Origin of the sequence: Rhodococcus sp. M8 (assembly GCF_015654185.1) — a bacterium.
Lineage (GTDB): Bacteria > Actinomycetota > Actinomycetes > Mycobacteriales > Mycobacteriaceae > Rhodococcus > Rhodococcus aetherivorans.
Genome location: NZ_CP064065.1, coordinates 3,879,870 through 3,896,323, shown reverse-complemented (window position 1 = coordinate 3,896,323; position 16,454 = coordinate 3,879,870). Strand labels below are relative to the sequence as shown.

General features: G+C 69.7%; 13 protein-coding genes. 6 read left to right on the top strand and 7 right to left on the bottom strand.

The genetic code is table 11. The features are described from left to right. Nucleotides 1–14: 14 nt before the first annotated feature. The 4 genes from lysX to ISO16_RS17620 all read left to right on the top strand — a co-directional run bounded on the left by lysX (nucleotide 15) and on the right by ISO16_RS17620 (nucleotide 4,834). Complete coding sequence (lysX, locus tag ISO16_RS17635) at nucleotides 15–3,314, top strand: bifunctional lysylphosphatidylglycerol synthetase/lysine--tRNA ligase LysX (RefSeq protein ID WP_072633833.1); 3,300 nt, start codon at nucleotides 15–17, stop codon at nucleotides 3,312–3,314. 68 nt (nucleotides 3,315–3,382) lie between these two features. After that, on the top strand, nucleotides 3,383–3,982 hold the full coding sequence (locus ISO16_RS17630; protein ID WP_072633832.1) for a histidine phosphatase family protein: 600 nt from the start codon (nucleotides 3,383–3,385) through the stop codon (nucleotides 3,980–3,982). Between the two features lie 203 nt (nucleotides 3,983–4,185). Beyond that, complete coding sequence (locus ISO16_RS17625) at nucleotides 4,186–4,530, top strand: YtxH domain-containing protein (protein WP_072633831.1); 345 nt, start codon at nucleotides 4,186–4,188, stop codon at nucleotides 4,528–4,530. Between the two features lie 148 nt (nucleotides 4,531–4,678). Further along, complete coding sequence (locus ISO16_RS17620) at nucleotides 4,679–4,834, top strand: hypothetical protein (RefSeq protein WP_006942148.1); 156 nt, start codon at nucleotides 4,679–4,681, stop codon at nucleotides 4,832–4,834. Nucleotides 4,835–4,853: 19 nt separating this feature from the next. On the opposite strand, the gene ISO16_RS17615 is transcribed toward ISO16_RS17620, so the two are convergent. After that, nucleotides 4,854–5,147: a putative quinol monooxygenase gene (locus ISO16_RS17615; RefSeq protein ID WP_072633830.1), complete on the bottom strand. Its 294-nt coding sequence runs from the start codon at nucleotides 5,145–5,147 to the stop codon at nucleotides 4,854–4,856. 62 nt (nucleotides 5,148–5,209) lie between these two features. On the opposite strand from ISO16_RS17615, the gene ISO16_RS17610 reads away from it, so the two are divergent. Then, nucleotides 5,210–6,124, top strand: coding sequence for an SDR family NAD(P)-dependent oxidoreductase (locus tag ISO16_RS17610; protein ID WP_006942155.1), 915 nt, complete (start codon nucleotides 5,210–5,212; stop codon nucleotides 6,122–6,124). A 45-nt stretch (nucleotides 6,125–6,169) separates the two neighbouring features. On the opposite strand, the gene ISO16_RS17605 is transcribed toward ISO16_RS17610, so the two are convergent. Continuing rightward, entirely contained in the window at nucleotides 6,170–7,003 is an 834-nt protein-coding gene (locus ISO16_RS17605; RefSeq protein WP_072633879.1) for an alpha/beta fold hydrolase, read from the bottom strand. A gap of 279 nt (nucleotides 7,004–7,282) precedes the next feature. Beyond that, a complete protein-coding gene (locus tag ISO16_RS17600; protein WP_072633829.1) occupies nucleotides 7,283–8,014 on the bottom strand; it encodes a MerR family transcriptional regulator in 732 nt (243 codons plus the stop codon). Between the two features lie 54 nt (nucleotides 8,015–8,068). Between ISO16_RS17600 and ISO16_RS17595 the strand changes: the two genes are divergently transcribed. Then, nucleotides 8,069–8,377 carry a hypothetical protein gene (locus ISO16_RS17595; protein ID WP_006942158.1) on the top strand — a complete coding sequence of 103 codons (309 nt, stop codon included), beginning with the start codon at nucleotides 8,069–8,071 and terminating at the stop codon, nucleotides 8,375–8,377. A 78-nt stretch (nucleotides 8,378–8,455) separates the two neighbouring features. On the opposite strand, the gene ISO16_RS17590 is transcribed toward ISO16_RS17595, so the two are convergent. The 4 genes from ISO16_RS17590 to gltB all read right to left on the bottom strand — a co-directional run bounded on the left by ISO16_RS17590 (nucleotide 8,456) and on the right by gltB (nucleotide 16,387). Continuing rightward, a complete protein-coding gene (locus tag ISO16_RS17590) occupies nucleotides 8,456–9,370 on the bottom strand; it encodes a cutinase family protein (RefSeq protein WP_072633828.1) in 915 nt (304 codons plus the stop codon). 91 nt (nucleotides 9,371–9,461) lie between these two features. Further along, the gene (locus tag ISO16_RS17585; RefSeq protein ID WP_230304378.1) at nucleotides 9,462–10,241 is read right to left on the bottom strand and encodes a YncE family protein; all 780 of its coding nucleotides are present in this window, start codon (nucleotides 10,239–10,241) and stop codon (nucleotides 9,462–9,464) included. A 106-nt stretch (nucleotides 10,242–10,347) separates the two neighbouring features. Then, entirely contained in the window at nucleotides 10,348–11,799 is a 1,452-nt protein-coding gene (locus tag ISO16_RS17580) for a glutamate synthase subunit beta (RefSeq protein ID WP_050034272.1), read from the bottom strand. Beyond that, nucleotides 11,792–16,387, bottom strand: coding sequence for a glutamate synthase large subunit (gene gltB / locus ISO16_RS17575; RefSeq protein ID WP_072633826.1), 4,596 nt, complete (start codon nucleotides 16,385–16,387; stop codon nucleotides 11,792–11,794). Before gltB ends, ISO16_RS17580 begins: the two co-directional genes overlap by 8 nt. Between the last annotated feature and the right edge of the window lie 67 nt (nucleotides 16,388–16,454).

Genomic DNA, 16,454 nt, shown 5'->3' with positions numbered 1-16,454 from the left:
GCTACCGTCGACGCATGTCAGCGGACGTTGCTGCGGCACCTGCGGCGCACCCCCACCTGCCTGCCCGGCCCCGCGGCCGCCTGAACTCGGTCCCGCACGTGGTGGGCCTGACCCTCGGGATCTTCGCCGTCGCGGTGGCGCTGTGGTCGATCTCCCCCACCCTGCGCTACTTCGTCCATACGCCACGGGAATACGTGGACACGTACCTGTTCGACGCGCCCGACACCAGCCTGTCGTACGCGCTGGTGCTCGGCCTGCTCGCGGCGGCACTGGCGAGCCGCAAGCGGATCGCGTGGTGGATCCTCACGGTGTACCTGGCCGGATTCGCGATCTACAACGGGTTCGTGGCGGTGTCGGACCGCAGCATCGACGCGGCGATCGGTCTGGTGCTGCAGGTCGCGGCGGTCGGGCTCCTGCTCGCGGCGTATCCGGAGTTCTACACGCGGGTTCGTCGCGGGGCGGTGTGGAAATCGCTGGGCGTCCTCGTCGCCGGGCTCGCCGTCGGCACCCTGATCGGGTGGGGGCTCGTGGAATTGTTCCCCGGGACCCTGCCGTCCGACGAGCGGTTGCTGTGGGCGGTCAACCGGGTGACCGCCCTGTCCCTGCTCGACAACGACCAGTTCAGCGGGCGCCCACACGGATTCGTCAACACCCTGCTCGGCCTGCTGGGGGCGCTGGCGCTGATCGCGGCGGTGATCGTGCTGTTCCGGTCGCAGCGGGCGACCAACGCACTGACCGGGAGCGACGAATCCGCGATCCGGGGCCTGCTCGAGCGTGGCGGCGACGATTCGCTGGGCTACTTCGCGACCCGCCGCGACAAGGCGGTCGTCTTCGCGCCCAGCGGTAAGGCCGCGGTGACCTACCGCGTGGAGGTCGGGGTGTGCCTCGCCAGCGGTGACCCCGTCGGCAATCCGGAGGCGTGGCCGCACGCGATCGACGAGTGGCTCGCGCTCGCTCGGGGTTACGGCTGGGCGCCGGCCGTGATGGGTGCGAGCGAGGCCGGCGCCACCGCCTACCGCCGGGCCGGTCTGTCGGTACTGCAACTCGGCGACGAGGCCATCCTCCACACCGCCGGATTCTCGCTCTCCGGCCGGGAGATGCGGCCCGTGCGCCAGGCCGTCTCGCGTGCCCACAAGCAGGGGGTGACGGTGCGCATCCGCCGGCATCGGGACGTCCCCGAGGCGGAGATGACACTAGCGATGCGACGCGCGGACGAATGGCGGGACACCGAGACCGAGCGCGGATTCTCGATGGCCCTCGGGCGCCTCGGCGACCCGCTCGACGGGAACTGCCTGCTCGTGGAGGCGATGTCCCACGACGAGGTGGTGGCGATCCTGTCGCTGGTGCCGTGGGGGGCCGACGGCGTGTCGCTCGATCTGATGCGCCGGAACCCGCAGGCGCCCAACGGTGTCGTGGAGATGATGGTGTCGGAGCTCGCCGCCCACGGCGGCGAGTTCGGGATCACGCGGATCTCGTTGAACTTCGCGGTGTTCCGCTCGGTGTTCGAGGAGGGCGCACGGATCGGCGCCGGTCCGGTGCTGCGGCTGTGGCGTTCGGTGCTCGTGTTCTTCTCCCGCTGGTGGCAGCTCGAGGCGCTGTACCGGTCGAACGTGAAGTACCAGCCCGAGTGGGCGCCGCGGTTCCTGTGCTTCGCGGACAACAGGGTGCTGCCCCGGGTCGGGATCGCGTCGGCGGTCGCCGAAGGCTTCCTCACGCTGCCCAGCTTCGGCCGGGAACGAAGCGCCCGCCGCCACACCGGGACGCAGACGTCCGCTCCCCCGGCGCTCGTCGAGTCCGGAACCCTGCACGACGACGGTGCCGCCCCCGACGTCGAGCCGACGCCGGAGTCGCGCACCGGTCCCCGGCGGCCGGAGCAGGTGCGGGTGCGGATGACGAAGCTCGAGCGGCTCGTGGAGTCGGGCGTGGACCCGTACCCGGTGGCGAACCCCCCGTCGCACACCGCCGCGACGGCCGTCGCCGCACCCGAGGGCACCGCGGTGCGGATCGCCGGCCGCATCCTGCGGCTCCGGGACTTCGGCGGCGTGCTGTTCGCGGTGCTGCGGGACTGGTCGGGCGACGTGCAGATCCTCGTCGACCGCGGCCGCGTCGGCGGCCGCCGCTTCGTGTTCGACCTCGGCGACCTCGTCGAGGTGAGCGGGGTGACGGGCCGCAGCCGCAGCGGCGAGCTCTCGGTGCTTGCGGAGGACTGGCGGCTCGACGGCAAGTGCCTGCACCCGCTGCCCGACAAGTGGCGGGGCCTGACCGATCCCGAGGCGCGGGTACGCCAACGGTACGTGGACCTCGCGATCAACCGCACCGCGCGCCGGCTGCTCACGGCTCGCAGCGCGGTGGTGCGGTCGCTGCGCGAGCAGCTGCAGGCCCGCGGCTACCTCGAGGTGGAGACACCGATCCTGCAGCCCGTGCACGGCGGCGCCAACGCCGCACCGTTCACCACCCACATCAACGCCTACGACCTGGACCTGTACCTGCGGATCGCACCCGAGCTGTACCTCAAGCGCCTGTGCGTGGCGGGTATGGAACGGGTCTTCGAGATCGGCCGGGTGTTCCGCAACGAGGGCGCGGATTTCAAGCACAACCCGGAGTTCACGATCCTCGAGGCCTACGAGGCACACGCGAACTACGAGGTCATGCGGGTGCTGGCGCGCGAGTTGATCCAGGCCGCGGCCGTCGCGGCCCACGGACGCGAGGTGATCGTCCGGCCCGGCCCCGACGGGCGGCCCGTCGAGATCGACATCTCCGGCGAGTGGCCGGTGAAGACGTTCCACGGGGCGGTCTCGGAGGCACTCGGCACCGAGATCGACGCGCAGACCCCCGTCGAGGAGTTGCGCCGGCTGTGCGACGAGCACGAGATCCCGTACAACCCCGAGTGGGACGCCGGCGCGACGGCGCAGGAGATGTACGAGCATCTCGTCGAATCCCGCACCGAGTTCCCCACCTTCTACACCGATTTCCCCACATCGGTCTCCCCGCTCACGCGCCCGCACCCGACGAAATCGCTCGTCGCCGCCAAGTGGGACCTCGTCGCGTGGGGCATCGAGCTGGGGACGGCCTACAGCGAGCTGACCGACCCGATCGATCAGCGTGCCCGGCTCACCGAGCAGTCGCTGCTCGCCGCGGGCGGCGACGAGGAGGCCATGGAGCTCGACGAGGACTTCCTGCAGGCACTCGAGCACGCCATGCCGCCCACGGGCGGCCTCGGCATGGGCGTGGACCGGATCGTCATGCTGGTCACCGGCGGCAGCATCCGCGAGTCCCTCGCGTTCCCCCTCGCCAAGCCGCGCCCTCGACGCTGAGGCCCCGGTTTCACGTGAAACACCGGGTCGACCGAGCGCGCGTTCGGTCGCCGTGGGATCGTGGTGACGTGCAGCTTCTCCTTATTCGCCACGCCCTACCCGAGCTCGCGCGGGTCAGCGAGGGACGCGCCGACCCGTCGCTGACCGACGAGGGCCACGCACAGGCCGCGCGGCTGCCCACCGCGCTCGAGCCCTACCGCATCGCGCGGCTGTTCAGCAGTCCGCAGCGCCGCGCCCTCGAGACCGCGGCGCCGCTCGCCGAGATCCGGGGACTACCGATCACTCAGCTCGAGGGCCTGGCGGAGTACGACTACCACCTCGACCACTACATCCCGTTCCACGTCGCGCAGGAACTCGCGCCGGATGCCGTGGCGCGCATCCGCGCCGGTCAGCTGCCCGATTTCGTGGATGCGGAGGAATTCCGCACCCGCGTTCTCGCCGCCACGCAGCACATCGTCGACACCTGCGACCACGGGCACACCGTCGCCGTGTTCGCCCACGGGGGCGTCATCAACGTTCTGCTCCAGGATCTGCTCGGGCTCGACCGGCCGCTGATGTTCCCCATCGAGTACACGTCGGTGACCCGCATCCTCGTCTCCCGTAACGGCGCCCGGCGGGCCGCATCGGTCAACGAGACCGGGCATGTGCGCGACATGCTCCGCGTCTGAATCCGGACGGATGCCGGTAGTTCGTCGCAACCGGTGTGAAGCGGACGGGATCCGGGTATCGGTACGGGGTGGGCGGAGCCGCGACGACGCAGGCTCAGCGAGGGCGCAGCCGACCGGGCGGTGAGTATCCGTCGGGGGCGACCGCTGGCCGGCGTCGACGATGCCGGGCCTCACGACCGAGATTCGACGAGCAGGAGATTGCCATGATGAGAGTTCTGACCTTCGCCGCCGGCGCCGCCGTGGGCTTCGTGCTGGGCACCAGAGCCGGGCGCGACACCTACGAGAAGATGCGGGATCAGTCCGCGCAACTGTGGAACAAGCCTGCCGTGCAGCAGAAGGTCACCGAAGCGAGGACGACCGTGCAGGAGAAGGCACCGCAGGTGCAGGAGAAGGCCGGCGACCTGGCGAAGAAGGCCGCCGAGAAGGCCCACCTCCCGGGTGGCGGCAACACGGCGCCCGGCGCCGCCGGGGGTGGGCCCGCCGTCACTTCCCCCGCCGCGGGCGCGCCGATCGTCCCGCCTGCTCCGGAGGGCAAGCACTCGCTGTAGGACCCCGGCCGCGAACCGGCCCGGTGCCGCATCGGCCGCGTTCCGGTGCGGCACCGGCAGGCGTACTCGCGTGCCGAACGGGTACACCGAACGCATACGGGCCGGGGCCCGAACGGCCCGGCCCGACACGATTGCCACAGGAGGCGACATGACCAGACCCGACGGCGACGGTGACCCGGCAACCGCCGACACCGACAGCGGAGCCCCGGGCGCCGACGACGACGTCCTGTCCGACCCCGCCGAGTGGTCCGGGGAAGGCGGCGCCACCGAGGAGGGCCCGTCCACCGACGTCGAAAACGGGTGAGATCGGACCGGTCGAGCCGCTAGGCCACGACCGTGAGCGGATGGATCATCGGGGCGGCCGCGAGATGCTCCCCCACGGTCGCCAAGGCGGACGTGATGTGCCGGGAGGTCATATGCGCATCGAACGCCTCCTGACCCGTCCAGACCTCGACCGTGACGAACGTGCCGGGCGCCGAGGCGGATTCGAACAACTCGTACGAGACGCAGCCGTTTTCGTCGCGACTCGCGGCCGCCAGCGCCACCAGCGCACCGCGCACCGCATCCTCCGACCCGGGCTTCGCCGGAATGGTCGCCACCACGCGCAGTTCCGTCATCTCTCGACGGTACCGCGCGCGCTTGCCGTGCACGAGCGGCCCGGGCGAGGAAGATGTAACCCATGGGATCGCGGATCGCGGAGATGCGCCGATGGCGCGCAGGGACAGTGGTACATCAGCGCCTGCACGACCTGACCGGGACGCTCGCCGTGGTCACCGGGGCAGGCAGCGGCATCGGCCGCGCGACGGCCCGGGCCTTCTCCGACGTGGGGGCGATCGTCGTGGTCGCCGACCGCAACCTCGACACCGCCCGCGAGACCGCCGAGATGCTCAACACGCCCGACCCCCAGGCCGGCGGCTCCCGAGCGGTGTACGGCGGTGGCGCGCACGCGTACGAACTCGATGTCGCCGACGAGGAGCAGGTGCGGCGATTCGCCGCGACGGTCCGCTCCCAGCACGGCGTGCCGGACGTGCTCGTCAACAACGCCGGCATCGCCGTGATCGGCACCTTCACCGGCACACCGCAGGAGACGTTCGAGCACGTCATGGACGTCAACTTCTGGGGTGTGGTGTACGGGTGCCGGGCGTTCGGGGACCAGATGCTCGAGCGCGGCACCGGCGGGCACATCGTGAACGTCGCGTCGGCGGCCGCGTTCACCCCACAGAAAAGCCTCGTCGCCTACTCGACGAGCAAGGCCGCGGTACTGATGTTCACGGACTGCCTGCGGGCGGAACTGATGGGCCACGGGATCGGCGTGAGCGCGATCTGTCCGGGGCTGGTGGGCACCAACCTGGTTCCCAGCGCCGAGATGGTGGGACTCGGCGTCCGGGAGCAGCGCAAGCTCCGCGAGCGGGTCACGGCGCTGTATCGCACCCGAAGCTACCCACCGCAGAAGGTCGGTGAGGCGATCGTCGCCGCGGTGCGGCACAACCGAGCCCTGGTCACCGTGATGCCGGAAGCGAAGGCCCGGCAGTGGATCAGCCGGCTCGCCCCGCCGGCGATGCGATTCGGCGCACGCTTCGAGCCGGACCGATGAGCGCCGTGCGGGGCTGCACCGGCCGGCGCAGCCCCGCACGGCGTTCTACTTGGCGAGGAACTCGAGCAGGGCCGCGTTGACCTCTTCGCCGTGCGTCCACAGCAGCCCGTGCGGGGCGCCTTCGATCTCGACGTAGTCGGCGGCGGGCAGGCGCTTGGCGAACTCCCGAGCGGTGGCGTCGATGGGCAGGATGTTGTCGGCGGTGCCGTGGACGATCAGTGCCGGCACGTCGATCTTCGGGATGTCCTCGCGGAAGTCGGTGAGCCAGGTGGCCTGGGCGGCGACCGACGCGTACGGTGAGGCCCCCGCGGCCACCTGCCAGCTGGCTCGCAGAGCCTCCTCGCTCAGCCGGGTGCCGAGGTAGTCGTCGGTGTTGAAGAAGTTCCGGAAGAAGTCGGTGAAGAAGGCGTACCGATCCGCCTCTACCGCGGCCCGCAGTCCGTCGAAGACCTCCCGGGGTACACCGGTCGGATTGTCGTCGGTGCGCAGCAGGAACGGTTCGAGGGAGCCGAGGAAGGCCGCCTTCGCCACCCGCTGCGAGCCGTGAGTTCCCAGATAGCGGCCGACCTCACCGGTGCCCATGGAGAAGCCGACGAGAACCACGTCCCGCAGATCGAGGGTGGACAGGACGGTGTGGAGGTCCGCGGCGAAGGTGTCGTAGTCGTAGCCGATCGTCGGTTTGCTCGAGCGTCCGAAGCCCCGACGGTCGTAGGTGATGACGCGGTAGCCGGCCTCGAGCAATGCGGCGGTCTGCTTCTCCCACGACGTGCCGCTCAGCGGATAGCCGTGGATGAGTACCACCGGTTGCCCGGAACCGTGGTCCTCGTAGTAGAGCTCGATCGGGGTGGAGTTCTCGGTGCCGACGGCGATGTAGCCCATCATGGTCCTCTCGTAGCTGGAGACGTACCACTGGTTTCGGAAAGCCAGGTGCGAGCCTATAGCGATCTGTCGGACATCTCCGCCCGTCACCACGAATTCACCGCCGACACCGGCATACCCGTCTACTTCTGCGAGCCACACCCACCCTGGCACAGAGAACCAGCGAGAACGCAGATCAGCTTGTGCAGCAGCACTTTCCACGAGCACCGCATCCTGCGACGTTTGCCCTGTCGTTACGCGGCGACCGCCGACGGATTCACCGTTGTCCGCAACGTCGACTCACGGGTCCAGTTCTGTGCGGATGAGCGTGTCGAGTCGCTGCCATGCCGGGGACGAGGCGTTGACCGCGCCCTGGATGAGTGCGGCGATATCGGAGGCTTCATCCAGCTCCGGTAGTTCGTCCTTGCCGTAGCGTTCCCGGGTCGCCCCGGTGATCCGGCGGGCGAGGTCGTCGATGCGGGGATCGTCGGCGTCGAGGTCGTGCGCGTGGTCGTAGTCGAGGAAGAGTTGCCGCAGCGCCGGGTCGGCCAGGATCTCGGCTTGGTCGTGAAACAGTGCGATCGCGCGGTCCGGGTGGGTGGCGAACACGAGGATCCACAGGTCGCGTTGCAGCTCCACCCATCGAGGCGTGAAGCCCCAACGATCCAGGCGCTTCAGATGGGTACCGACCTCGGGGGGCAGCGGTGTCAGATGCCCGGCGGCGAGCTGGCGCAGGCGCCCTTGCGTTGCCCGCAGGCCACGGATGCGGGCGGTGAGCTCGTCGTCGATCTCGCGCAGCGCCTGCTGGAACTCCTCGCCGGTCGCTGATCTCAGATCCCGGATACGGGCCAGAGGGACGCCGGCTTCGGCGAGCGTCCGGATCTTGATCAGGTCGATGGCGTCGTTCGCGCCGTACCGCCGGTAGCCGGACGCATCGCGGTTCGGCTCGGGGAGCAGCCCCTTGTCGTGATAGACGCGGACGGTCTTGATCGACACACCCACGTACCCGGCCAGCTGCCCGATGGTGATCACCCGGCCATCGTCCCACTTGACCTTTCCCCAGGGGCAGGGTTGCACGATGGAGTCATGGCGAACACGAACTTCGATCGGGAGACCCTGCGCGAACTGGCCGATGCGGGCAACGAGACCGCTCTGGACCGGCTGGCCGACCTCGCCGACGCAGCCGGTGACCTCGGGGAGCTGAACGAGCTGTTGGACGAGGGATCCGTGCGCGCCGGGTTCCTGCTCACTCGGCGCGCGGCCGCGGCCGGCGACCTGCGCGAGCTGCAACGGATCTCCGACGCCGGGTACGACGAGGCCGGGAACGAACTGGACCGGCTGCTGAAGGCGCCGGCCGACGAACACCGGGATCGAGGATCCGATCGCCCGCTGTAGCGGCGCTCCAGGCGCCGCCCTGCCCGCCGCGCGCGGCATCACCGTGCGCGCACGACGCGGCTCGCGGACCGGCCGGCGTCAGACCTTGGAAGCCAGCCAGTTCCGCAGCCACGTCGTCGCCGAGGTGCCGCTCACGTCGACCGCGTAGTTGGAGTAGTCCTGGTGGATCTGCGACTCGTAGAACTGCCGGAGCTTGATCTCGCGTTCGTCGTTGGCCTGCTCGGTGAGCTGGGACTGCAGGATGGGCAGACCGCCCGCGTTCATCAGGTCCAGGTAGATGGCGTCGGCCTCGGCGCGGTACCGGTCGACGGCGGACGGGTCGCCGCCGGAGGCCATCGCGAGGAATCCGGCGGCGCGGGTGACGAAATCGTCCTTGGGCGTCGAGCAGTACAGGTCACCCACGGCGCAGAAGGTGCGGACATCGCCGCTGACGAACCCGAACCCGCCGATGCGGGGCCCGCCGGCGCCGTTGCCCGCGACGGGCGGGCCGACCAGGATGTCCGCCTCGGAACGGCGCGGGTCGGAGAGCAGGCCGACCGCGGCGAGCCGATGCGGCGGGACCACGCCGAAGCCCGTGCCGATCTCGGCGGCGAGATCGCCGGCCGCGTCGGCGCCCTGGCTGTAGCCGACGAGGGCGAACCGGGCGCCGGGGCACGCGGCCGCGGTGGCGGCGACGATGCCACGGGCGTTGTCGACGGCCTCCTGCCGCGAGGCACCGTAGACTTCACCCTCCCACGGGAACGCCGTCGCGGCGTACCGGACGTAGTCCACCCGGGTGCCGGCGGGAAGGCCGGAGGTGACCGCGGCGAGCATGCCGTTGCCCCGCTGAGGATCGGGAGTATTCGAGGTTTCCCACGTGCCGGGCACGGCGACGACCTGTAGCTTCGGGCATCCGGCCGGGTCGGCCTGGACCGCGGGAGCCGTCGCGACCGACCCCACCACGGTCGCCGCGGCGACCGCCACCAGCGTCAACGTACTTCTCAACCCCACCACGGCCCCCTGAGGTCTCCTGCCGATCTCGACTCCGTCACGAAATGATGCCTAAGAAATATGACACAAAGATGAACGGGATGGGAGAGCATCTTTACTCGCGCAGGACGGTCACCACTCCTCCGCCGATGTTGGTGACGAACACGTTCCCCGCCCCGTAGTCGACCGCCGTCCCCACCGTGCCGCGGTCCACCACGCGCTGCAGCTGCCCCGGACGGTCCACGACGGTCACCGCAGAGCCGCCGATGTTGGTGACGAAGACGTTGCCGGTCAACGGATCCGTGACCACGACACCGGGAGGCAGCAGCTCCGCCGGCAGCGGTCCGACGGTCGGATCGTGGTCCGCGATCGTCACGTTGCCGGCGCCGATGTTCGTCACGTAGACGCCGTCGGTGCCGGCGTCGAGCGTGAGTTCGGGGGTGAGGCCCGCGAGCGGGGACCCCGCCGGCCGCTCCGGGGACGGCGGCGGCCCGGCGAGAGTGCGGTCGCGGTCGACGGTGACCGTGCCGACGCCGAGGTTGGTGACCGCGACGTTGCCGTTACCGCCGTCCACGCGCATCTCGACGGGCGCGCCGGAGGATTCACCGGCCGCACCGGCGGCCGGGCGCGGCGGGACGGTCACCGACACGCCGCCCGGACCCACGTTCGTGATGCACGAGTTCCCCGCTCCCCCATCGACTCCGAGGAGGCGCAGGCCGTCGTACCCGACCACCGGCGGCGCCTGCGGCGTGCCGTTCACGGTGACGGCGCCGCCGACGTTGCGCACGCACTCGCCGGGGGCCTGCGCGGCGGCGGGAGCGGCCGCCAGCGCCGCCAGGGTTCCGGCCCCGAGCATTCCTGCCGCAAGTGATCGTCTCGTGATCCGGTGACCCATGCGCACGACCATAACGCGCGAACCGTCCCGAACGGACGAAACGGGACGGGCGCGCCCACCGGATTTCCGGTGGGCGCGCCCGTCGTGGGTTCTGCTACCTCAGCGCTCAGCGCTGCGGCATCGTGGTGGTGGTGATCGGCGAAGGGAGCACCGTTGCACCCTCGAGGTACCGATCGACCGCCGCCGCGCAGGAACGACCCTCCGCGATGGCCCACACGATGAGCGACTGACCACGGCCCATGTCGCCGGCGACGAACACGCCGTCGACGTTGGTGGCCCACTCCGTCGAGCGGGCGACGTTGCCGCGCTCGTTCAGGTCCACGCCGAGGTCGGTGAGCAGGCCCGGCTTCTCGGGGCCGACGAAGCCCATGGCGAGCAGCACCAGGTCGGCCTCGAGTTCGAAGTCGGTGCCCTCGACCTTCTCGAAGCGGCCGTTCACCATCTTCACCTCGTGCGCCTTCAGGGCGGCGACCTTGCCGTCCTTGCCGACGAACTGCTCGGTGTTGACGGAGAACACGCGCTCGCCGCCCTCCTCGTGCGCGGAGGACACGCGGTACATCAGCGGGTAGGTCGGCCACGGGGTCGACTCGGCGCGCTGCTCCGGCGGACGCGGCATGATCTCGAACTGGTGCACGCTGGCCGCGCCCTGACGGTGCGAGGTGCCGAGGCAGTCGGCGCCGGTGTCACCGCCACCGATGATGACGACCTTCTTGCCCTTCGCCGTGATGGTCGGCTCCGGCAGGTCGCCGAGCTGCACGCGGTTGGCGATCGGCAGGAACTCCATCGCCTGGTGGATGCCGTCGAGCTCACGACCGGGGATCGGCAGGTCACGGGCCTCGGTGGCGCCACCGGCGAGCACGACCGCGTCGAACTGCTCGCGCAGCTCGTCGGCGGTGATGTCGACACCGACGTTGACGCCCGCCTTGAAGACGGTGCCCTCGGCCTCCATCTGCGTGAGGCGGCGGTCGATGACGGCCTTCTCCATCTTGAACTCGGGGATGCCGTAGCGCAGCAGACCACCGATGCGGTCCTCGCGCTCGAACACGGTCACCGCGTGGCCGGCGCGGGTGAGCTGCTGCGCTGCAGCCAGACCCGCCGGACCGGAGCCGACGACCGCGACCTTCTTGCCGGTCAGCTTCGACGGCATGACCGGCGCGACCCAGCCCTCGTCGAAGGCCTTCTCGATGAGCTCGACCTCGACCTGCTTGATGGTCACCGGGTCCTGGTTGATGCCCAGGACGCAGGAGGCCTCACACGGTGCGGGGCACAGCCGGCCGGTGAACTCCGGGAAGTTGTTGGTGGCGTGCAGGCGCTCGATGCCGTCGTTCCACTTGCCCTTGTAGGCCAGGTCGTTCCACTCGGGAATCAGGTTCCCGAGGGGACAACCGTTGTGGCAGAACGGGATACCGCAGTCCATGCAGCGGCTGGCCTGGACCTGGAGGGTGTCGAGCGGGAACGGCTCGTACACCTCCTTCCAGTCGAGCAGCCGCAGCGGAACCGGCCGGCGCACAGGGGTTTCGCGCGAGCCGTGCTTGAGGAAACCGGTCGGATCAGCCACGAGCCGCCTCCATGATCGCCTCGTCCACGTTTGCGCCTCGAATCTCGGCGTCCTTGATTGCCATGAGTACCTTCTTGTAATCGCGAGGCATGACCTTCGCGAAGTGACTGACCTGCTGCGACCAGTCGGCCAGAATGCGGGCTGCAACCTCGGAGCCCGTCTCGTCACGATGGCGCTCGATGGCGCCCTTGAGCCAGAGGAAGTCCTCGCCCTCGAGGTCCTCGAGATCGACCAGCTCGGTGTTCAGGTTGTCCTCGAAGTCGCGATCGGGGTTGTACACGAACGCGACACCCCCGGACATGCCGGCGCCGAAATTGCGGCCGGTCTTGCCCAGGATGACCACCTTGCCACCGGTCATGTACTCGCAGCCGTGGTCGCCGACGCCTTCGACGACGGCCGTGGCACCCGAGTTACGCACGGCGAACCGCTCACCCGCCACGCCGCGGATGAGAGCCTCGCCACTGGTGGCACCGAACAGGATCACGTTGCCGGCGACGATGTTGTCCTCGGCGACGAAGCCCGGCGCCGCGTTCAGCGGCGGGCGGACGACGATCCGGCCACCGGACAGGCCCTTTCCGACGAAGTCGTTGGCGTCGCCGAACAGCCGCAGCGTGATGCCCTTGGGCACGAACGCGCCGAAGCTGTTGCCGGCCGAACCGGTGAAGGTGATGTCGATCGTGTTGTCCGGCAAGCCCTCCCCGCCGTACACCTTGGTGAGCTCGTGGCCGAGCATGGTGCCGACGGTGCGGTTGACGTTGGCGATCTTGGTCTCGATCGTCACCGGCGTACCCGACTCGAGCGCCGGCCTCGCCTGCGTGATGAGCTCGTTGTCGAGCGCCTTGTCCAGGGCGTGGTCCTGCTCCTTGGTGCAGTGCAGGTCCTGCTCGCAGAAGATCGGCGAACGGGTCTGCTCCAGCAGCGGCGACAGGTCCAGCTTCGAGGCACGGTAGTGGTCGACGGCCTTGGTGGTGTCGAGCATGTCGACCCGGCCGATCGCCTCGTCGAGGGAGCGGAAGCCCAGCTCGGCCAGGTACTCGCGCACCTCCTCGGCGATGTAGAGCATGAAGTTCTCGACGAACTCCGGCTTGCCGGTGAACCGCTTGCGCAGCACCGGGTTCTGCGTCGCCACGCCCACCGGGCAGGTGTCGAGATGGCACACGCGCATCATGATGCAGCCGGACACCACCAGCGGAGCGGTGGCGAAGCCGAACTCCTCACCGCCGAGCAGGGCGGCGATGACCACGTCGCGGCCGGTCTTCATCTGCCCGTCCACCTGCACGACGATGCGGTCGCGCAGACCGTTGAGCAGCAGCGTCTGCTGCGTCTCGGCGAGGCCGAGCTCCCACGGCGCACCCGCGTGCTTGAGCGAGGTCAGCGGGGAGGCGCCGGTGCCACCGTCGTGACCGGAGATCAGCACCACATCGGCGTGGGCCTTCGACACACCCGCGGCGACGGTGCCGACACCGATCTCGGAGACCAGCTTCACGTGGATGCGGGCCTGCGGGTTGGCGTTCTTCAGGTCGTGGATCAGCTGCGCGAGATCCTCGATCGAGTAGATGTCGTGGTGCGGCGGCGGCGAGATCAGGCCCACGCCCGGCGTCGAACCACGCACCTCGGCGACCCACGGGTACACCTTGTGCGGGGGCAGCTGACCACCCTCACCCGGCTTGGCGCCCTGCGCCATCTTGATCTGGATGTCGGTGCAGTTCGTCAGGTAGTGCGCGGTGACACCGAACCGGCCGGAGGCGACCTGCTTGATCGCCGAGCGACGCCAGTCGCCGTTCGCGTCCGGGGTGAAGCGGTCCGGATGCTCGCCGCCCTCACCGGAGTTCGAGCGGGCGCCGAGGCGGTTCATCGCGATCGCGAGGGTCTCGTGCGCCTCCGCGGAGATCGAGCCGTAGCTCATCGCACCCGTGGAGAACCGCTTGACGATCTCGCTCGCCGGCTCGACCTCCTCGAGCGGCACCGCCGGGCGGGCACCCTTGCGGAACTCGAACAGGCCACGCAGCGACGCGAGCCGCTCCGACTGGTCGTCGACCAGCCTGGTGTACTCCTTGAAGATCGAGTACTGCCCGGTGCGGGTGGCGTGCTGGAGCTTGAACACCGTGTCCGGGTTGAACAGGTGGAACTCACCCTCGCGGCGCCACTGGTACTCGCCGCCGACCTCGAGCTCGCGGTGGGCGTGCTCCGACGGACGGTCCATGAAGGCGAGGGAGTGCCGGGCGGCGACGTCCTGGGCGATCTCGTCGAGGCCGATTCCGCCGAGCTGCGACTGCATCCCGGTGAAGTACTCGTCGACGACCTCCTGCGAGAGGCCGATCACCTGGAACAGCTGCGCACCGGTGTAGGAGGCGAGCGTGGAGATGCCCATCTTGGACATCACCTTGAGCACGCCCTTCGAGGCGGCCTTGATGTAGTTCGCGAGGGCCTTGTCGAGGGTGATGCCGTCCGGCAGGTCGCCGTTCTGCAGCAGCTCGTCGATGGTCTCGAAGGCCATGTACGGGTTGACCACGGCCGCACCGAAACCGCACAGCGCGGCGATGTGGTGCACCTCGCGGGCGTCGCCGGCCTCGACGAGCAGGCCCACCTTGGTGCGGGTCTTCTCGCGGACGAGGTGGTGGTGCACCGCGGAGGTGAGCAGCAGCGACGGGATCGGCGCGAGGTTCTCGTCGGACTCGCGGTCCGACAGCAGGATCAGGCGCGCGCCCTTCTCGATGGCCTCGGAGACCTCGCCGCGGATGTTCTCGAGCGCGCGGCGCAGACCCTCGCCGCCCTCGGCGACGGGGTACAGACCGCGGATGATGACGCTGTTGAAGCCGGGGAACTTGCCGTCGTCGTTGACGTGGATCAGCTTCTGCAGGTCGTCGTTGTCGATGACCGGCGCGGAGACGAGGATCTGCCGGCACGAGTCGGCGGTCGGGTTCAGCAGGTCGCCCTCGGGCCCGAGCATGCCGCCCAGGCTCGTGACGACCTCCTCCCGGATGGCGTCGAGCGGCGGGTTGGTGACCTGCGCGAACAGCTGCGAGAAGTAGTCGAACAGCATTCGCGGACGCGCGGAGAGCACGGCGATGGGGGTGTCGGTGCCCATCGAACCGAGCGCCTCGCCGCCGGTCGCGGCCATCGGCTTGACCAGGAGGTTGACCTCCTCGCTGGTGTACCCGAACACCTGCTGCCGCAACACGACCCGCTCGTGCGACATGTAGGTGTACTTGCTCTCGGGCAGATCCTCGAGCCGGGCGATGCCCTGGTCGATCCACTCCTGGTAGGGGTGCTCCGCGGCGAGGGCGCTCTTGATCTCCTCGTCGTCGATGATGCGGCCCTGCGAGGTGTCGACGAGGAACATGCGACCGGGCTGCATGCGCAGCTTGCGCACGACCTTCTGCGGTTCGATGTCGAGCACGCCCACCTCGGAAGCCATGATCACGAGGCCGTCGTCGGTGACCCACACGCGCGACGGGCGCAGGCCGTTGCGGTCGAGGACCGCGCCGACGACGGTGCCGTCGGTGAAGCACACCGACGCCGGGCCGTCCCACGGCTCCATGAGCGCCGCGTGGTACTCGTAGAACGCGCGACGGGCCGGGTCCATGGACTCGTGCCGCTCCCACGCCTCGGGGATCATCATGAGCACGGCGTGCGGCAGGCTGCGGCCGCCGAGGTGCAGGAGCTCGAGCACCTCGTCGAAGCGGGCCGTGTCGGACGCGCCCTCGGTGCAGACCGGGAAGATCTTCTCGAGCTTCTCGCGGCCGCCGAACACGTCGGAGTCGATGAGCGCCTCGCGGGCACGCATCCAGTTGGCGTTGCCGGTGACGGTGTTGATCTCGCCGTTGTGGGCGACGCGGCGGAACGGGTGCGCCAGCGGCCACGACGGGAAGGTGTTGGTGGAGAAGCGCGAGTGCACCAGGCCCAGCGCCGACTCGACGCGCTCGTCCTGCAGATCGCGGTAGAAGCCCTCGAGCTGCGGCGTGGTGAGCATGCCCTTGTAGACGAAGGTCGACGCCGACAGGCTCGGGAAGTACACCGTCTCGCTGCCGGGGCCGTCCTGGCCAGCGCCCTCGCGGCCGAGCTCGTGCTCGGTGCGCTTGCGGACCACGTAGGCCCGCCGCTCGAGCTCCAGGCCACCGAGGGTCCGGTCGGGCGAGGCGATGAAGATCTGGCGGAAGCTCGGCATCGCCTGCCGGGCCAGCGTTCCCAGGTCGGAGGGGTCGACGGGAACCTCGCGCCAGCCGAGGACCTGTAGGCCCTCCTCGGCGACGATCGCGTCGACCGCGGCGACGGCCTCGTCGGCGGCCTTCTCGTCCTGCGGCAGGAAGGCGATGCCGGTGGCGTAGAAGCCGATCGGCGGCAGGTCGAAGTCGACGACCTCACGGAGGTAGCGGTCCGGGACCTGGATGAGAATGCCGGCACCGTCGCCGGTGTTCGACTCGGAGCCCGCCGCGCCGCGGTGCTCGAGGTTCACCAGAGCGGTGATCGCCTTCTCCACGATGTCCCGGCTGCGGCGACCATGCATGTCGACGACGAATGCGACACCACAGGCGTCGTGCTCGTTCGCCGGGTGGTAGAGCCCTTGCGGCCCGGGAAGATGCTTCATACCTAGCCTTCGTTGCGTTAGATTGCAGCGACGACCAGCAGCGCTGATGGCCATCTACTTGCGTGAG